Here is a 16,439-nt window from a genome sequence, read left to right as displayed (position 1 = left end):
AATGAAGCGGAACGCTTCATCCGCCGTCGGTCTAACGCCCCAGGTAAACTTCGATCACCTGCTCGTTCGCCTGCACCTCTTCCAGCGAACCCTCGGCTAGCACATGCCCCTGGTGCAGCACGCTGACGTGGTCGGCGATGCTACCGACGAAGCCCATGTCGTGCTCCACCACCATCAGCGAGTGCTTGCCGGCGAGGGACTTGAACAGCTCGGCGGTGAACTCGGTCTCGGCGTCGGTCATGCCCGCCACCGGTTCGTCCAGCAGCAACAGCTGCGGCTCCTGCACCAGCAGCATGCCGATCTCCAGGAACTGCTTCTGCCCGTGGGAGAGCAGCCCGGCGGGGCGGTTGCGCGACTCGCGCAGGCGGATGGTGGTCAGTACTTCCTCGATGCGGTCCTTCTGCTCGCCGGAAAGCTTCGCCTTGAGGCTGGCCCACACCGATTTGTCGGTCTTCTGCGCCAGTTCCAGGTTCTCGAACACCGAAAGCGCTTCGAACACCGTGGGCTTCTGGAACTTACGGCCGATGCCGGCCTGGGCGATCTCCACCTCGCTCATGCGGGTGAGGTCGAGGGTTTCGCCGAAGAAGGCTTTGCCGTTGTCCGGGCGGGTCTTGCCGGTGATCACGTCCATCAGCGTGGTCTTGCCTGCGCCGTTGGGGCCGATGATGCAGCGCAGTTCGCCGACGCTGATGTACAGCGTCAGATCGCGCAGCGCCTTGAAGCCATCGAAGCTGACGTTGATGTCTTCCAGGGTGAGGATGGTGCCGTGGCGCACGTCCAGCTGGCCGCTGGCGCTCGAACCGAGGCCGATGGCGTCGCGGCTGGCGCCCGGATCGCGGTTGGGGTCGTAGGCCGGTTCCAGCATCAGGTGGGGGACTGCTCTCATTGTTCTTTCTCCCGCTTGATCAGGCCGAGGATGCCGCGCGGCAGATACAGGGTGACGAGGATGAACAGGGCGCCGAGGAAGAACAGCCAGTACTCGGGGAAGGCCACGGTGAACCAGCTCTTCGCGCCGTTCACCACGCCGGCGCCGAGCAGCGGGCCGATCAGCGTGCCGCGCCCGCCGAGAGCGACCCAGACGGCGGCCTCGATGGAGTTGGTCGGCGACATCTCGCTGGGGTTGATGATGCCCACCAGCGGTACGAACAACGCGCCGGCCAGGCCGCAGAGCACGGCGGAGAGTGTCCAGACGAACAGCTTGTAGCCGCGCGGGTCGTAGCCGCAGAACATCAGGCGGTTCTCCGCGTCGCGCAGGGCGGTGAGCACCCGGCCGAACTTGCTGCGCGCCAGGGCGAAGCCGATGGCCAGGCTCGCCGCCAGCAGCACGACGATGGCAATGAACAGCGCCACCCGCGTACCCGGCGCGGTGATCGGAAAGCCGAGGATGCTGCGGAAGTTGGTGAAGCCGTTGTTGCCGCCAAAGCCGGTTTCGTTGCGGAAGAACAGCAACATGCCGGCGAAGGTCAGCGCCTGGGTCATGATCGAGAAGTACACGCCCTTGATCCGCGAACGGAAGGCGAAGAAGCCGAACACCAGGGCCAGCAGTCCGGGTGCCAGCACTACCAGGCACAGCGCCCAGAGGAAGTGCTGGGTGCCGGCCCAGTACCAGGGCAGCTCCGTCCAGGAGAGGAAGGTCATGAACGCGGGCAACTGGTCGCCGGCCGCCTCACGCATCAGGTACATGCCCATGGCGTAGCCGCCCAGGGCGAAGAACAGCCCGTGACCGAGCGACAGCAGGCCGGCGTAGCCCCAGACGAGGTCCAGCGCCAGGGCGACGATGGCGTAGCAGAGGATCTTGCCGGTGAGCGTCAGCCCATAGGCGGAGAGGTGAAGCGCGTGGCTTTCCGGCAACAGGTGCAGCAGCGGCAGGATCAGCAGCGCGACGAGCGCAGCGCCGACGATGCCGGCGGTGAGTTTCGGGCCGGCCTTTTGCGCGGCCGTGACAGTCAGTGGCTGGTTCAATCGATGACCCTCCCTTTCAGAGCGAAGAGCCCCTGCGGACGTTTCTGGATGAACAGGATGATCAGCGCGAGGATCAGGATCTTGCCCAGCACCGCGCCGATCTGCGGTTCGAGGATCTTGTTCGCCACGCCCAGGCCGAAGGCGGCGAGGACGCTGCCGGCGAGCTGGCCGACGCCGCCGAGCACCACCACCAGGAAGGAATCGATGATGTAGCTCTGACCCAGGTCCGGGCCGACGTTGCCGACCTGCGACAGCGCCACGCCACCGAGGCCGGCGATGCCCGAGCCGAGGCCGAAGGCGAGCATGTCCACGCGGCCGGTGGGCACGCCGCAGCAGGCGGCCATGTTGCGGTTCTGGGTGACGGCGCGCACGTTCAGGCCCAGCCGTGTGCGGTTGAGCAGCAGCCAGGTGAGCGCCAGCACGAACAGCGCGAAGCCGATGATGACGATGCGGTTCCACGGCAGCACGAGGTTGGGCAGCACCTGGATGCCGCCGGACAGCCACGCCGGGTTGGCCACCTCGACGTTCTGCGCGCCGAACAGCACGCGCACCAGTTGGATCTGCACCAGGCTGATGCCCCAGGTGGCGAGCAGCGTCTCCAGCGGGCGGCCGTAGAGGTGGCGGATCACCGTGCGCTCCAGGGCCATGCCGATGCATGCGGTGACCAGGAAGGCCACCGGCAAGGCCAACAATGGGTACAGCTCCAGCACGCCGGGTGCGTAACGCTGGCAGAGCAACTGCACCACGTAGGTGGAGTAGGCACCGAGCATCAGCATCTCGCCGTGGGCCATGTTGATCACGCCGAGCAGGCCGTAGGTGATTGCCAGGCCCAGCGCAGCGAGCAGCAGGATCGAGCCCAGCGACAGGCCGCTGAAGGCCTGGCCGAACAGGTCGCCCATCAGTAGCCGGCGCTTCACCTGGCCGAGGCTGGTGGCGGCGGCGGTGCGCACCGATTCGTCAGGCTCCACGGCCGGGTCGAGGAGGTTTTCCAGACGGGTGCGTGCCTGCGGATCGCCGGATTCGCCGAGCAGGCGCACGGCGGACAAACGCACCGCCGGCGCCGGGTCGGCCAGCTGCAGGTTGGCCAGGGCCAGTTGCAGCGCGGCCTTCACGTCCGCGTCGGATTCTTCGTTGAGACGGTATTCGAGCAGCGTGCGCTGGGCCGGGCGCGCGCCTTTCTGCAGTTGGCGGGCGGCCTCAAGGCGCACCTCGGCGCTGTCGGCGACCAGTTGGTGACTGGCCATGGCGGTGTTCACCAGGCCGCGCAGGCGGTTGTTCAGGCGCAGCTTGTCGGGTTCGCCGACCGGCGCGGCGCCACCTTCGGCGGCGTGGTACTGCTGATCGTCGCCAAGGATGAAGGCGCGGTTCTGCGCGTCCAGCGCGAGGCGACCGGACTGGATGGCTTCCAGCAGAGGCAGGCGATCGGCGTCGGGCGCGGCGGCCCATTGTTCGAGCAGTTTTGCGCGGCTGTCGTTGTCGGCGCTGGCAAAGTCCTGCGCGGGGCCGGCGAAGGCGGGCAACGCATAGAACACGGTCAGCGCCAGGGCGCAGACGTGGAGCAGGCGGTGGAGAAAGGCAGTGGGCATCGTCATATCCCGGCACGCAGGAGTCTGGGATTCCCTCACCCCGGCCCTCTCCCGGAGGGAGAGGGGGAAGAGCGGATCGGAGCGCGGCATTCCCGCCTGCGCCGAACGGTCCCCTCTCCCTCTGGGAGAGGGCTAGGGTGAGGGTGCTTTCAAGGGATCAGTTGCTACGCACCGCGTAATCCGGCTTCTTGTCGTTGCCCGGAATGAACGGGCTCCACGGCTGGGCGCGGATCGGCTCGGGGGTCTTCCAGACCACGTTGAACTGCCCGTTGTCCTCGATCTCGCCGATCATCACCGGCTTGTGCAGGTGGTGGTTGGTCTTGTCCATGGTCAGGGTGAAGCCCGATGGCGCCTTGAAGGTCTGCCCGCCCATGGCCTCGCGGACCTTGTCGACGTCGGTGCTGCCGGCCTTCTGCACGGCCTGCGCCCACATGTGGATGCCGACGTAGGTGGCTTCCATTGGGTCGTTGGTCACGGCGGTGCTGTAGTTGGGCAGGTTCTTGGCCTTGGCGTAGGCCTTCCAGTCAGCGACGAACTTGCTGTTCTCCGGGTTCTTCACCGACTCGAAGTAGTTCCACGCGGCGAGGTTGCCCACCAGCGGCTTGGTGTCGATGCCGCGCAGTTCCTCCTCGCCCACGGAGAAGGCCACCACCGGCACTTCGGTGGCTTCCAGGCCCTGGTTGGCCAGCTCCTTGTAGAACGGCACGTTGGAGTCGCCGTTGACGGTGGAGATCACCGCGGTCTTGCCGCCGGCGGAGAACTTCTTGATGTCCGCGACGATGGTCTGGTAGTCGCTGTGGCCGAACGGCGTGTAGACCTCCTGGATGTCCTTGTCGGCCACGCCCTTGCTGTGCAGGAAGGCGCGCAGGATCTTGTTGGTGGTGCGCGGGTAGACGTAGTCGGTGCCCAGCAGGAAGAAGCGCTTGGCGGCGCCGCCATCTTCGCTCATCAGGTATTCCACCGCCGGGATGGCCTGCTGGTTCGGCGCGGCGCCGGTGTAGAAGACGTTGGGCGACATTTCCTCACCCTCGTACTGCACCGGGTAGAACAGCAGGCCATTGAGTTCCTCGAACACCGGCAGCACGGACTTGCGCGACACGCTGGTCCAGCAGCCGAAGACCACCGCGACCTTGTCCTGGGTCAGCAGCTGGCGCGCCTTCTCGGCGAACAGCGGCCAGTTGGAGGCCGGGTCGACCACCACCGCTTCGAGCTTCTTGCCGTTGACGCCGCCCTTGGCGTTGATCTCGTCGATGGTCATCAGCGCCATGTCCTTGAGCGAGGTCTCGGAGATCGCCATGGTGCCGGACAGCGAATGCAGTATGCCGACCTTGATGGTCTCGGCGGCCTGGGTGCTGAACGGGAACAGACCGGTGAGCAGCAGGGCACTCACGGCCAGCGTACTTTTCAACAGCGGACGGCGTTTCATCGCGGCAGCCTCCTTGGCTATCCAGGGGCGGGGAGGTTGCCGCTGCGGGCAGCCTCCCCGAAAAAGGGATGCGACCCGGTGGCGGGTCGAGGCTGCTATCGCAGCATCCGTGCCAAACAGGCAAAAGCCTCGGCGCAGATGGGCTGAACGCGATTTTCTGTCGTATCGGTGAGGTTTTTCAGTGCGCAGCTTTGGTGCGCCGAACGCGCTTTGGCGCGTGGCGCTCCCCAATGGTGCGCATCACTGCGGGAGGAAGTAGCCGCGCACGCCGGTCATGATGATCTGCGCGGCGAGGGCGCAGACGAACAGGCCCATCAGGCGGCTGACGATCATCAGGCCCTGTTCGCCGAGAATCTTCTCGATCTTGTCCGAAAGGTAGAGCGTCACGCCTACCGTCACGCAGGCCAGGACGATGGCCGCGAGGGCGAGCAGCTTGTGCTCCCAGTCCTGGTTCACGCCCATCACCAGCAGCGCACCGATGGTGCCGGGGCCGACGGTAATGGGGATGGTCAACGGGACGATGGTGACATCCTGCTGCACGTTGTCCGCCTGCACCGCCGAGCGCCCTTGCGCCATACCCAGGGCGGAGATGAACAGCACGGAGCCGGCGCCGATGCGGAAGGCGTCGGCGGTGATACCGAACAGGGTGAAGATGTAGCGCCCGAACAGGTACAGCAGCACGCTGGCGATCAGCGCCGCCATGGCCACGCGCCAGGCCATGCGCTTGCGGTCGCGGGGGGCGAAACCGCGATTCAGGCTGATGAAGCACGACAGCACGAAGAAGGGGCTGTAGAGCACCAGCATCTTCAGGTACACGCTGAACATCACTTGCATGGGAACGACTCGTCCGGATTGAGAGGGCGTGGCAGGGCAAAGCATAGCGGGTGGGACGGTGGGCGGCATTGCGGCGGGGCAATTCCCCGCTCGGCCAAGCGGGACGCCATCGTTGTTGCTCGCGAACGGATTTCCCGGCAGCGACGGAGCTGCTCTGGTTCGCGAGCAAGCTCGCTCCTGCAAGGCTTTCTGGCAGCCCGGCGCAGTTCGCGGGAGGTCCGTGCCGGCTGACGCCGAAGAGTCATCCTGCACCAAACGGTCCCCTCTCCCGCCTGAGGAGCGGGGCTCTTGATCTTGTAGGAGCGGACCTTGTCCGCGATAGGTTCCCGGCGCGCTGGAAGACATCGCGGACAAAGTCCGCTCCTACGCCAAGGAATATGACGTGCGGAAGGGCGAGGTCAGGACGGCAGCGCGTCGCTCTGCTGCTGGCGCAGGCGGCGATCCCGTTCGCCGACCCAGTAGGCCACCAGCTCGCGCAGTTGTGACAGCTCCACCGGCTTGGCCATGTGGCCGTCCATGCCGACCAGCCGCGCGCGCTCCTTGTGTTCGCTGAGGATGTGCGCGGTGAGCGCCACCACCGGCGTGTGCGGGCGGTGTTCGCTGGCTTCCCAGGCGCGCAGGCGCTCGGTGGCGGAGAAGCCGTCGAGCACCGGCATCTCGCAGTCCATCAGCACCAGGTCGTACTGCGTGGACTTCATCGCGGCCAGGGCTTCCTCGCCGTTGCTGGCGGTATCCGGTTGCAGGTTGAGCTTGCTCAGCATGCCGCGGATGACCTTGGTGGAGATGCTGTTGTCCTCGGCGACGAGGATGCGGAAGTCGCTCGGCGGCACGTTCGACGACGGCTCGCTGGACGGCGGGAGGTAATTGCTGACGCCACTCGGGCCGCGTCGGGACAGTTCCTCGGCCAGCGTCGCCTTCAGCGTATAGCCGGCCACCGGCTTGGCCAGGATGCGCTTGATCCCGGCGTTGCGGGCGATGATCTTGCTCGGCGCGTTGCTGATGCCGGTGAGCATGATCAGCAGGATGTCGTGGTTGAGGTTCGGGTCTTCCTGGATCTTGGTCGCCAGTTGCATGCCGGTCATGCCGGGCATGTCCTGGTCCAGCAGCACCACGTCGAAGTACTCGCGCAGGTGCGCCTTGGTGCGCAACTGAGCCAGCGCTTCCTTGCCCGAGGACACGGCGCTGACGTTCATGCCCCAGGCGCTGCACTGCTGCACCACGACCTTGCGACAGGTCTGGTTGTCGTCCACTACCAGCAGGCGTGCACCCTGCAGCGGGCCGTCGAGGTCGGCGCCGCCCTGGTCGATCTGCTGCGGGTCCAGCGGCAGGCTGAGCCACAGCAGGTTGCCGGAGTCGCCGCCATTGTCGCCGCTCTCTATACCGAATTCGCCGGACATCAGGCCGATCAACTGGCGCGCGATGATCAGGCCGAGGCGGCTGCTCATGCGCGTGGCGGAGAGGAAGTCGCGGCTGTGCAGTTCGGCGGTGAGCAACGCCTGGCGGTCGGCGGCGTCCAGCGGGCGGCCGCTGTCCTGCACGGCGATGCGCAGGCGCGGGCGGTCGGCCGGTCCGTCGAGGGCGACGACGAGGAGGATTTCACCCTCGACGGTCTGCTTGAAGGCATTGTCCAGCAGGCTCAGCACTGCCTGGCGCAGGCGTGTCGGATCGCCGCTGACGATGCGCGGTACCTGTGGCTGGGTGAAGGCGATCAGCTCGACCTTCTGCTGCTCGGCCTTGGCGCGGAAGATCGCCAGGCAGTCCTCGATCAGCGCGCCGAGGTCGAACTGCACCTCGTCCAGCTCGATCTGCCCGGACTCCAGCTTGGAGATGTCGAGAATCTCGTTGATCAGCGCGAGCAGCTCGTTGCCCGCGCTGTGGATTGTCTGCACGTAGTCGCGCTGCTTGGCCGACAGCGGCGTGCCGAGCAGCAGCTCGGTCATGCCCAGCACGCCGTTCATGGGCGTGCGGATCTCGTGGCTGATCTTCGCCAGGAAGTCGCCCTTGGCCTTGAGCTCGGCAACGCTGGCGGCGCGTTGGCGGCTGGCGGCGAACTGGTCGTTCTGGATTTTGCGCTGGCGCTCGGCCAGGGCCAGGCTGAGCAGGAAACCAACCACCGCGGAGAGGCCCAGCAGGCCGCTGCCCAGCCACTCCGCGCGGGTCGCCACGTAGCCCAGCAGCGACGGCAGGCACAGGCACCAGACCAGCACGAAGACGCCCATGCCGACGGCGAACAGGCGTGCCGGCTGGTAGGCGTGGATCCAGTAGTAGACGGCGACGCCGAGCATGCCCAGGGTCACCAGGGTGATCAGCCCATAGACCAGGCTGCTGGTGGGCACGCCGAGGATAAGGTTCAGCGCGACGCCCAGGACCACCAGCGCGGCAGTGCCGCCCAGCAGCAGGCGCTTGAGTGGCAGGCGCGGGGTGAGGTCTCGGAAGAAGCTGGCCGTGTAGCCCAGGGCGCATACCAGAGTCAGCACCAGGCAGGCGAGGGCGGTGAGCGGCTGTAACGATTGGTGGTTGCCATACCAGGGGCTGAGCAGGCCGAACAGCGTCAGGCACGCCAGCAGCAGCGTGGCGTGCACGCCGGCCAGCCAGAGGCCGCTGGCGACGCGGGTGTAGGCGAAGCGCACGAGGTTGTAGAGGAGCAGCATCGTCAGGCAGCCGATCAGCGCGCCGAAATGCAGCGGGCGCTGATCGCTGCTCGGCTGGCCGGCGGCTTCGATGCTGATGTTCGGTCGCAGCGGCTGGGTCGAGGCGAGCCGCAGGTAGATGTCCAGCGGCTCGGCGCTGGTGAGCAACGGGATGATCAGGTCGCTGCTGAGCATCGGCCGCTGGACCGGCGAGCGGTTACCGGCGCTCTTCTGTTCCAGCACTTTCTGCCCATCGACGATGAACAGCTCGAAACTGTCCAGGCTCGGGGCGAACAGGCGCAGTTGCTGGGGGGTGTCGTTGGCAGGTAGGCGGTAATGCAGCCAGGTCGCGCCGGGGCCGGCGGGGGCGTGCAGGTCGTTGATGTCGAGGGGGCTGAAGAGGGTGCGGTAACGCGGGGAAATCACATCCTGCAATTGCAGGCGGGCGTCGCTGTCGTGGAGTTGGGACCAGCCGGAGTCCTGGCTTGCCGCATAGGTCGGAGCCCAGACCAGAGCGGCCAGCAGCAAGCTGACGAGGAGTCCTGTGGCATTCCAGAGCCGACGCACGGCGAAGTCCCTTCGGTAGTGAGTGGCCGGATTATAGCCAACTGCGCGAAAGCCCGTAATCCATCCGGGCACGCGGGGACTCTAAGGCTGGCGGCGCCCGACGAGGAACGCCTCCAGCCGTCGGATCAGCCCTCGCCGCGCTCGCGGGCGATGGCGCGATAGCCGATGTCGGTGCGATAGAAACTGCCGTTCCAGCGGATCTTCTCGGCCAGGCGATAGGCCTGTTCCTGGGCCGAAGAGACGGTCGGGCCAATGGCGGTGGCGCACAGCACGCGGCCGCCGGCGGTGACGATCTGGCCGTCCTTCAGCGCGGTACCGGCGTGGAACACCTTGCCATCGAGCTTGGCGGCTTCGTCCAGACCTTCGATCACGTCACCCTTGGCATAGTCGCCCGGGTAGCCGCCCGCGGCGATCACCACGCCCACGGTGGGACGCGGGTCCCAGGTGGCTTCGACCTTGTCCAGCGCCTTGGCCAGGGCGGCCTCGACCAGCAGCACCAGGGACGACTCCAGGCGGACCATGATCGGCTGGGTTTCCGGGTCGCCGAAGCGGCAGTTGAACTCGATGACCTTCGGCTTGCCGCTCTTGTCGATCATCAGGCCGGCATACAGGAAACCGGTGTAGACGTTGCCTTCCTCGGCCATGCCGCGCACGGTCGGGTAGATCACTTCGTCCATCACGCGCTGGTGCACGTCGGCGGTCACCACCGGAGCGGGGGAGTAGGCACCCATGCCGCCGGTGTTAGGGCCGCTGTCGCCGTCGCCGACGCGCTTATGGTCCTGGCTGGTGGCCATCGGCAGCACGTTCTGGCCGTCGACCATGACGATGAAGCTGGCTTCCTCGCCGTCGAGGAACTCTTCGATCACCACGCGCGAGCCGGCGTCACCGAAGGCGTTGCCGGCGAGCATGTCGCGCACGGCTTCCTCGGCTTCGGCCAGGGTCATGGCGACGATCACGCCCTTGCCCGCGGCCAGGCCGTCGGCCTTGATCACGATGGGGGCGCCTTTCTCTTTCAGGTAGGCCAGCGCCGGCTCGACTTCGGTGAAGTTCTGGTAGTCGGCGGTGGGGATCTGGTGGCGCGCGAGGAAGTCCTTGGTGAAGGCCTTGGAGCCTTCCAGCTGCGCGGCGCCCGCGGTAGGGCCGAAGATGTCCAGGCCGCGCGAGCGGAACAGGTCGACCACGCCTTTGACCAGCGGCGCCTCGGGGCCAACGATGGTCAGCTGCACGTTCTTCGCGGCGAAGTCGGCCAGCTCTTCCAGGGCCAGCACGTCGATGGCGACGTTCTCGCACTTGGCTTCGGTGGCGGTGCCGGCGTTGCCCGGCGCGACGAAGACCTTCTGTACGCGCGAATCCTGCGCGACCTTCCAGGCCAGCGCGTGCTCGCGACCGCCGCTGCCGATGATGAGTACGTTCATTGGAGTTCTCCTGAACAGTTCCGGACCTGCCGGATTCCCGGGTTTCGCTTCGCTCGCGGAGCGCCGCCCGACCCAGGCTACGAATTCTTTATGACCGGCCCGCTCTTCACAAACCGATCTCAAGGGGCGCGATGAAGCGGGTAGATGCAAGGCGCCCGAGCGTTCACCAAGCGGAGTTGCCTTCTGGCAATGAGCATTGGGGAACGTTCGGGCAACGCAGCAGATGCCTGCTTCAGTGCGTCCCATCCACCTTAATGGCGGAAGTGGCGCATGCCGGTGAATACCATGGCAATGCCGGCTTCGTCGGCAGCGGCGATCACTTCGTTATCACGCATCGAACCGCCCGGCTGAATTACCGCAGTGATACCGGCCTTGGCAGCGTTGTCGATGCCGTCGCGGAACGGGAAGAAGGCGTCGGAAGCCATGACCGCCCCTTTCACTTCCAGACCGGCATGTTCGGCCTTGATGGCGGCGATGCGGGCGGAGTTCACGCGGCTCATCTGGCCAGCGCCAACGCCGACGGTCTGGCGGGCCTTGGCGTAGACGATGGCGTTGGATTTGACGAACTTGGCGACTTTCCAGGCGAAGATCAGGTCATGGATTTCCTGCTCGCTCGGGGCGCGCTGGGTGACGATCTTCAGGTCATCGGCGGTGATCATGCCGATGTCGCGGCTCTGTACCAGCAGGCCGCCGTTGACGCGCTTGAAGTCCCAGCCCGGCGCACGCTCGGCCGGCCATTCGCCGCATTCCAGCAGGCGCACGTTGGCCTTGGCAGCAACCACGGCACGGGCGGCTTCGGAGATTTTCGGCGCGATGATCACTTCGACGAACTGGCGCTCGACGATGGCCTGGGCGGTGTCGCCGTCCAGTTCGCGGTTGAAGGCGATGATGCCGCCGAAGGCCGACTCGGTGTCGGTGGCGTAGGCCAGGTCATAGGCCTTGCGGATGCCGCCTTCGTTCTCCGGAACCACGGCCACGCCGCACGGGTTGGCGTGCTTGACGATGACACAGGCCGGCTTGACGAAGCTCTTCACGCACTCCAGCGCGGCGTCGGTGTCGGCCACGTTGTTGAATGACAGTTCCTTGCCTTGCAGCTGGATGGCGGTGGAGACGCTGGCCTCGCCCTTCTTCGCCTCGACGTAGAACGCCGCGCTCTGGTGCGGGTTCTCGCCGTAGCGCATTTCCTGCGCCTTGATGAACTGGCTGTTGAAGGTACGCGGGAAGGCGCCACGGTCAGCGGTGGACAGGGTGTCGCGCGCCTGGTCGATGGTGCCCAGGTAGTTGGCGATCATGCCGTCGTAGGCCGAGGTGTGCTCGAAGGCCTTCAGGGCCAGGTCGAAACGCTGGGCGTAGGTCAGGCCGCCGGCTTTCAGGGCTTCGACGACGCCGGCGTAGTCGCCGGCGTTGACCACGATGGCGACGTCCTTGTGGTTCTTCGCCGCGGAACGGACCATGGTCGGGCCGCCGATGTCGATGTTCTCGATGGCGGTCGGCAGGTCGCAGTCGGCCTTGGCCACGGTCGCTTCGAACGGGTAGAGGTTGACCGCCACCAGGTCGATCGGCTTGATGCCGTGCTCTTCCATCACCGCGCCGTCGATGTCGCGACGGCCGAGGATGCCGCCGTGCACTTTCGGGTGCAGGGTCTTCACGCGGCCGTCCATCATTTCCGGGAAGCCGGTGTAGTCGGCCACTTCCACGGCGGCGATGCCGTTGTCCGTGAGCAGCTTGTAGGTGCCGCCGGTGGAGAGGATTTCCACGCCAAGGGCAACCAGCTCACGGGCGAAGTCGACGACGCCGGTCTTGTCGGAAACGCTGATCAGCGCACGGCGGATGGGCAGGCGGGTGGTTTGGTCGGTCATAACGGCTTCCACAAAGGCTTCGGGCTTTTCGCGTGTCAGGCGTGGGCCCGGCTGACCTTGCGGTCGCGGGCCTGCGACTGCCACCTGTCAGAGAAGGTCGTACTGCTTGAGTTTCTTGCGCAGGGTTCCGCGGTTCAGCCCCAGCAGTTCGGAGGCTTTGGTCTGGTTACCCTTCACGTGGTTCATGACGGTTTCCAGCAGCGGCGCTTCGACTTCGCAAAGCACCATGTTGTACACGTCCGTGACCGGCTGCCCTTCGAGATGGGCGAAATAGTTGTGCAGTGCCTTTTCCACGCTGTCGCGGAGGGTCTGGCCCTCCTGCGTCGGAGTGGTCAGGTGCTGTTTAAGGTTGGCGTTGTCGCTCACGGGTGTCATTCCACTCACTAATGTCTCGGTCATCGTTGTCATGCGGCCACCCCTTCTCCGTTATTGTGGCGCTCGGCGAAGAACTGCCTGACGCTGGCGCTCTGTGCATCCGTGTCCTGCAAACGATTGAACTGGGAACGGAACTCCGCCGCTCCCGGTAGGGTTGCGAGGTACCAGCCCACATGCTTGCGGGCAATTCGCACACCCATTTCCTCCCCATAAAACGCATGCAATGCAGCGAGGTGTTCGAGCAGGATGCTCTGCACCTCGTGCAGACTCGGCGCCGGCAACACCTCGCCGGTGCTCAGGTAATGATCGATCTCGCGGAAGATCCAGGGATTGCCCTGGGCGGCGCGTCCGATCAGCAGGGCGTCCACGCCCGTCTGCTCGAACACCTGCCGTGCCTTGCGCGGTGAATCGATATCACCATTGGCGAAAACCGGTATCGAAACCGCCTGCTTGATCGCCGCGATGGTTTCGTACTCCGCCTCGCCGGTGTAGAGGTCGGCACGGGTCCTGCCGTGCACCGCCAGCGCCTGGATGCCCGACTGCTCGGCGATCCGCGCCACCGTCACACCGTTCTTGTTCGACCGGTCCCAACCGGTGCGAATCTTCAGGGTGACGGGAACCTCTACCGCCGCGACCACCGCTTCGAGGATGTCGGCCACCAGCCGTTCATCCTTCATCAGCGCGGAACCCGCGGCCTTGTTGCACACCTTCTTTGCCGGGCAGCCCATGTTGATGTCGATGATCTGGGCGCCGAGCTCCACATTGCGCTGGGCAGCTTCCGCGAGCATCTGCGGGTCGCCGCCGGCGATCTGCACCGAACGTGGCTGATCTTCGTTGTCGTGCTGCAGGCGCAGGCGCGACTTGCGGCTGTTCCACAGGCGGACGTCGCTGGTGACCATCTCGGACACCACCATGCCGGCGCCGAGGCGGCGGCACAGCTGGCGGAACGGACGATCGGTGACGCCGGCCATCGGGGCCAGGATCAGTCTGTTGGGCAGTGTGTAGGAGCCGATGCGTACCACCGACTGGTTTTCCATGGTCAATGGGGCGGGAACACCGAGGCGCCGCGCGCTGTACAACTCGCGGATGCGTTTCGGGGCCTGCCACCGGTGCTAGCAAAAAAGGGAGGGCATGATACCCGCTCTCGATGACCGGATAAAGGCGATTTTGGATAAATTCTGAGCAGCTGAAGGCTTATTGCCCAGCGTAGGAAGACGAGCGGAACTGGCGCTCTCAGGCGCTTTGAGCTACCCGCCGGGTCATTCCGGCGAGTGGAAGCTCAGGCTGTAGTTCACCGCCTTGGGACCCGGATCGAGGATGTCCAGGGAGATGTGGATCGGCGTCTGCGGCGGCATCTCGCTCTGCCCGGCAAGTTCGCCGGAGAGGTATTCGCTGGGCTTGAAACGGCGGCTGGCGAGCAGTTGGCCGTTCAGGTCGGCGAAGCGCATTTCCAGCAGCGGGAAGGGCTGGGAGAAGTTGGCGCGGTTGTAGATGATCGCATCCACCACCAGAGCGCCGCTGAAGTCCGGGTGGCTGCGCACCACCAGGTTGCTGCTGCGGATCTGCTCCACATCGACCTTGGAGGGCAGGGTGCAACCCAGCTCCGGGCAGGCCTGGGCGAACCACGGGCGATATTCGTCCTGGCGGGCCAGTTCGTCGAAGTGATAGGCGATGTATTGCCCGGCGAGGCCTGCGAGGGCGAGCAGGACCAGCAGCAGCCAGAACAGGCGGCGACCCCAGCGGCGCTTGGGCTTCTGCCAGTCCAGTTGCAGCGGCTCGTCGCTCAGATCGTGGAGGCTGTCGTTACGCAGCCCCGGTTCGGCGCGCCGATTGTCGCTGCCCTGGCCGGCCAGCGGCTCTTCGTCGTGTTCGTCGTCGGCCTCGTGCTCGTCGTCATCACGACGGGCGCTGAAGGCAGGCAGTTTTTCCTCGTCTTCCACGGCGCTGAAGGGCGCCGGATCGATCCGGGGTTCGTCTGCCGGTTCTGCCTCGGGCTCTTCCGGCTCGGGTTCCTGATCGGCCACCAGGCGAGCATCGGATGCGGGCTCGTCCGGCTCTTCGGTCGGCAACTGGCCGAGACTGGGCTCCTGGCGCGAGGCACGGCTGGCGCCGCTCTGCTCTTCTTCCAGCAGGGCTTCTGCCCAGCGCTCGTCGTGCGGGTCGCGCTTTTCCTCCTCACGGGCGAGCAGCGCTTCGCTGGGCTTCGGTGCGCGTTCGATGCTGAGGAATTCCTGGGACAGCTCGAATTCATCGAGCTTGGCCAGTTCTTCGTCGAGATTGAGGCTGTCCAGGTCGAGATCGTCGTGGATCCACAGCGTCTCGTCCTTTCTCGCGGCAGGCCTGGTCGGTTCGCTGGTGACGGTCGCTGCCGGTGCGATCACCGTGGGCGCTGTGACCGCTGGTGTCGGCTCGGAAACAGTCGAGGGCCCGTTTTCCACCTTGGGCTCGGCCGCGCTGGGCTTTTCCGCCACATCGCTGGAGTGCCGCGCCGCGTGGGGCGCCAGGGGCCAGCCGAGCGTGGCGGTACTGGGCGCGGTGGGCGCCATTGTCTTTTCAGGGGTATAGGCAGTGAAAGCCGGAGTGGGGGCGGGTTCGGGAGCGACCGGCTCCGGGGCTTTCGGCGGTGCCGGCTGGACGACGGATTCCGCTACAGGGGACGGCGTCGGCGATGCGGCGGGGGCCGGCGCCGCCAGCGTCGGCTCGCTCAGCATGTTCTGCGGGGCGTTGAACACCTTCAGGCAGGTTCCGCAGCGCACAGCACCGCTGGCCGCGCCCAGTTGCGCCGCGTTGACGCGGAAACGGGTCTGGCAATGGGGGCACTGTGTGATGAAGCTGTCGCTCATGCGGCGGTCCGACGGAAAAATCAGGCGGTTAGTCTAACTCAAGCCCCGTGTGACGGGCACTCAGCGGCGGCGGCCCGTGATGCGGATCCAGCCATCGCGCTCGGCGGTCGGGTCGAGGTCGAAGGCGCCGGCATAGGCGGCACGCACTTCCTCGGCCTGTTCGGCGAGGATGCCCGAGAGGGCCAACAGCCCGCCGGATTTCACCAGGCCGGTGAGCTGCTCTGCCAATGTGACCAGCGGACCGGCAAGAATGTTCGCCACCAGGACGTCCGTGGGTTCCCTGGGCAGATCAGCGGGCAGGTAGACGGGGAATTTCGCCGGGTCGATGCCGTTGCGCGAGGCGTTGTCGCGCGAGGCTTCCAGCGCCTGCGGGTCGATATCGGTGCCGACAGCCTGTTCGGCGCCCAGCAGCAGCGCGGCGATGGCGAGGATGCCCGAGCCGCAACCGAAATCCAGCACTTGCTTGCCGGCCAGCTCCTGGCCGTCGAGCCATTCCAGGCACAGCGCGGTGGTCGGGTGGGTGCCGGTACCAAAGGCCAGGCCCGGATCGAGCAGCAGGTTCACCGCCTCCGGCTCCGGGGCGTCGTGCCAGCTCGGGACGATCCACAGGCGGCGGCCGAAGCGCATGGGCTGGAAGTTGTCCATCCAGCTGCGCTCCCAGTCCTGGTCCTCGATGCGCTCGATCTGGTGCTGCGGCAGCTCGCCGCCGGTCAGCAGGGTCAGATGGGCAAGGAGCGAGGTTTCGTCGGTGTCCGCCTCGAACAGGGCGAGCAGATGGGTGTGGCTCCACAGCGGGGTGGTGCCCAGGTCAGGTTCGAAGATCGGCTGGTCTTCCGCGTCCATGAAGGTCACGGACACGGCGCCGACTTCCAGCAGCGCATCTTCGTAGGTTTCCGCCTGATCCGGGGTGATGGCGAGTCGGACTTGGAGCCAGGGCATGGG

At 66.1% G+C, this 16,439-nt stretch carries 12 protein-coding genes; all 12 read right to left on the bottom strand.

Going from position 1 to position 16,439, the window contains the following annotated elements:
* Positions 1–31: 31 nt before the first annotated feature.
* On the bottom strand, positions 32–886 hold the full coding sequence (gene urtD / locus JVX91_RS01475; protein WP_205337691.1) for an urea ABC transporter ATP-binding protein UrtD: 855 nt from the start codon (positions 884–886) through the stop codon (positions 32–34).
* Entirely contained in the window at positions 883–1,962 is a 1,080-nt protein-coding gene (gene urtC / locus JVX91_RS01470) for an urea ABC transporter permease subunit UrtC (protein ID WP_205337690.1), read from the bottom strand. The genes urtD and urtC overlap by 4 nt, the downstream gene beginning before the upstream one ends.
* A complete protein-coding gene (urtB, locus tag JVX91_RS01465; RefSeq protein WP_205337689.1) occupies positions 1,959–3,548 on the bottom strand; it encodes an urea ABC transporter permease subunit UrtB in 1,590 nt (529 codons plus the stop codon). The genes urtC and urtB overlap by 4 nt, the downstream gene beginning before the upstream one ends.
* Before the next feature lie 157 nt (positions 3,549–3,705).
* Entirely contained in the window at positions 3,706–4,974 is a 1,269-nt protein-coding gene (urtA, locus tag JVX91_RS01460; protein ID WP_205337688.1) for an urea ABC transporter substrate-binding protein, read from the bottom strand.
* 240 nt (positions 4,975–5,214) lie between these two features.
* On the bottom strand, positions 5,215–5,808 hold the full coding sequence (locus JVX91_RS01455; protein WP_205337687.1) for a MarC family protein: 594 nt from the start codon (positions 5,806–5,808) through the stop codon (positions 5,215–5,217).
* Between the two features lie 398 nt (positions 5,809–6,206).
* Positions 6,207–8,966: a hybrid sensor histidine kinase/response regulator gene (locus JVX91_RS01450; RefSeq protein ID WP_275892388.1), complete on the bottom strand. Its 2,760-nt coding sequence runs from the start codon at positions 8,964–8,966 to the stop codon at positions 6,207–6,209.
* A gap of 164 nt (positions 8,967–9,130) precedes the next feature.
* The gene (gene purD, locus JVX91_RS01445; RefSeq protein ID WP_205337685.1) at positions 9,131–10,420 is read right to left on the bottom strand and encodes a phosphoribosylamine--glycine ligase; all 1,290 of its coding nucleotides are present in this window, start codon (positions 10,418–10,420) and stop codon (positions 9,131–9,133) included.
* A 251-nt stretch (positions 10,421–10,671) separates the two neighbouring features.
* Positions 10,672–12,279 carry a bifunctional phosphoribosylaminoimidazolecarboxamide formyltransferase/IMP cyclohydrolase gene (gene purH / locus JVX91_RS01440; protein ID WP_205337684.1) on the bottom strand — a complete coding sequence of 536 codons (1,608 nt, stop codon included), beginning with the start codon at positions 12,277–12,279 and terminating at the stop codon, positions 10,672–10,674.
* Between the two features lie 87 nt (positions 12,280–12,366).
* Entirely contained in the window at positions 12,367–12,687 is a 321-nt protein-coding gene (gene fis / locus JVX91_RS01435) for a DNA-binding transcriptional regulator Fis (protein ID WP_024766365.1), read from the bottom strand.
* On the bottom strand, positions 12,684–13,691 hold the full coding sequence (gene dusB, locus JVX91_RS01430; protein ID WP_205337683.1) for a tRNA dihydrouridine synthase DusB: 1,008 nt from the start codon (positions 13,689–13,691) through the stop codon (positions 12,684–12,686). Before dusB ends, fis begins: the two co-directional genes overlap by 4 nt.
* Before the next feature lie 222 nt (positions 13,692–13,913).
* Positions 13,914–15,497, bottom strand: coding sequence for a DUF3426 domain-containing protein (locus JVX91_RS01425; RefSeq protein ID WP_205337682.1), 1,584 nt, complete (start codon positions 15,495–15,497; stop codon positions 13,914–13,916).
* A gap of 60 nt (positions 15,498–15,557) precedes the next feature.
* The gene (prmA, locus tag JVX91_RS01420) at positions 15,558–16,436 is read right to left on the bottom strand and encodes a 50S ribosomal protein L11 methyltransferase (protein ID WP_205337681.1); all 879 of its coding nucleotides are present in this window, start codon (positions 16,434–16,436) and stop codon (positions 15,558–15,560) included.
* Positions 16,437–16,439: the final 3 nt, after the last annotated feature.

Origin of the sequence: Pseudomonas sp. PDNC002 (assembly GCF_016919445.1) — a bacterium.
In the GTDB taxonomy this organism is placed as follows: Bacteria; Pseudomonadota; Gammaproteobacteria; order Pseudomonadales; family Pseudomonadaceae; genus Pseudomonas.
Note: the sequence above shows the minus strand (reverse complement) of the source record. Positions and strands in the feature narration are given on the sequence as shown.

Coding starts and splice junctions, on each gene's coding strand:
- purD (WP_205337685.1), bottom strand. CDS start 10,420: ATGAACGTACTCATCATCGGCAGCGGCGGTCGCGAGCACGCGCTGGCC.
- dusB (WP_205337683.1), bottom strand. CDS start 13,691: ATGGAAAACCAGTCGGTGGTACGCATCGGCTCCTACACACTGCCCAAC.
- JVX91_RS01425 (WP_205337682.1), bottom strand. CDS start 15,497: ATGAGCGACAGCTTCATCACACAGTGCCCCCATTGCCAGACCCGTTTC.
- fis (WP_024766365.1), bottom strand. CDS start 12,687: ATGACAACGATGACCGAGACATTAGTGAGTGGAATGACACCCGTGAGC.
- JVX91_RS01455 (WP_205337687.1), bottom strand. CDS start 5,808: ATGCAAGTGATGTTCAGCGTGTACCTGAAGATGCTGGTGCTCTACAGC.
- urtD (WP_205337691.1), bottom strand. CDS start 886: ATGAGAGCAGTCCCCCACCTGATGCTGGAACCGGCCTACGACCCCAAC.
- urtA (WP_205337688.1), bottom strand. CDS start 4,974: ATGAAACGCCGTCCGCTGTTGAAAAGTACGCTGGCCGTGAGTGCCCTG.
- prmA (WP_205337681.1), bottom strand. CDS start 16,436: ATGCCCTGGCTCCAAGTCCGACTCGCCATCACCCCGGATCAGGCGGAA.
- urtB (WP_205337689.1), bottom strand. CDS start 3,548: ATGCCCACTGCCTTTCTCCACCGCCTGCTCCACGTCTGCGCCCTGGCG.
- purH (WP_205337684.1), bottom strand. CDS start 12,279: ATGACCGACCAAACCACCCGCCTGCCCATCCGCCGTGCGCTGATCAGC.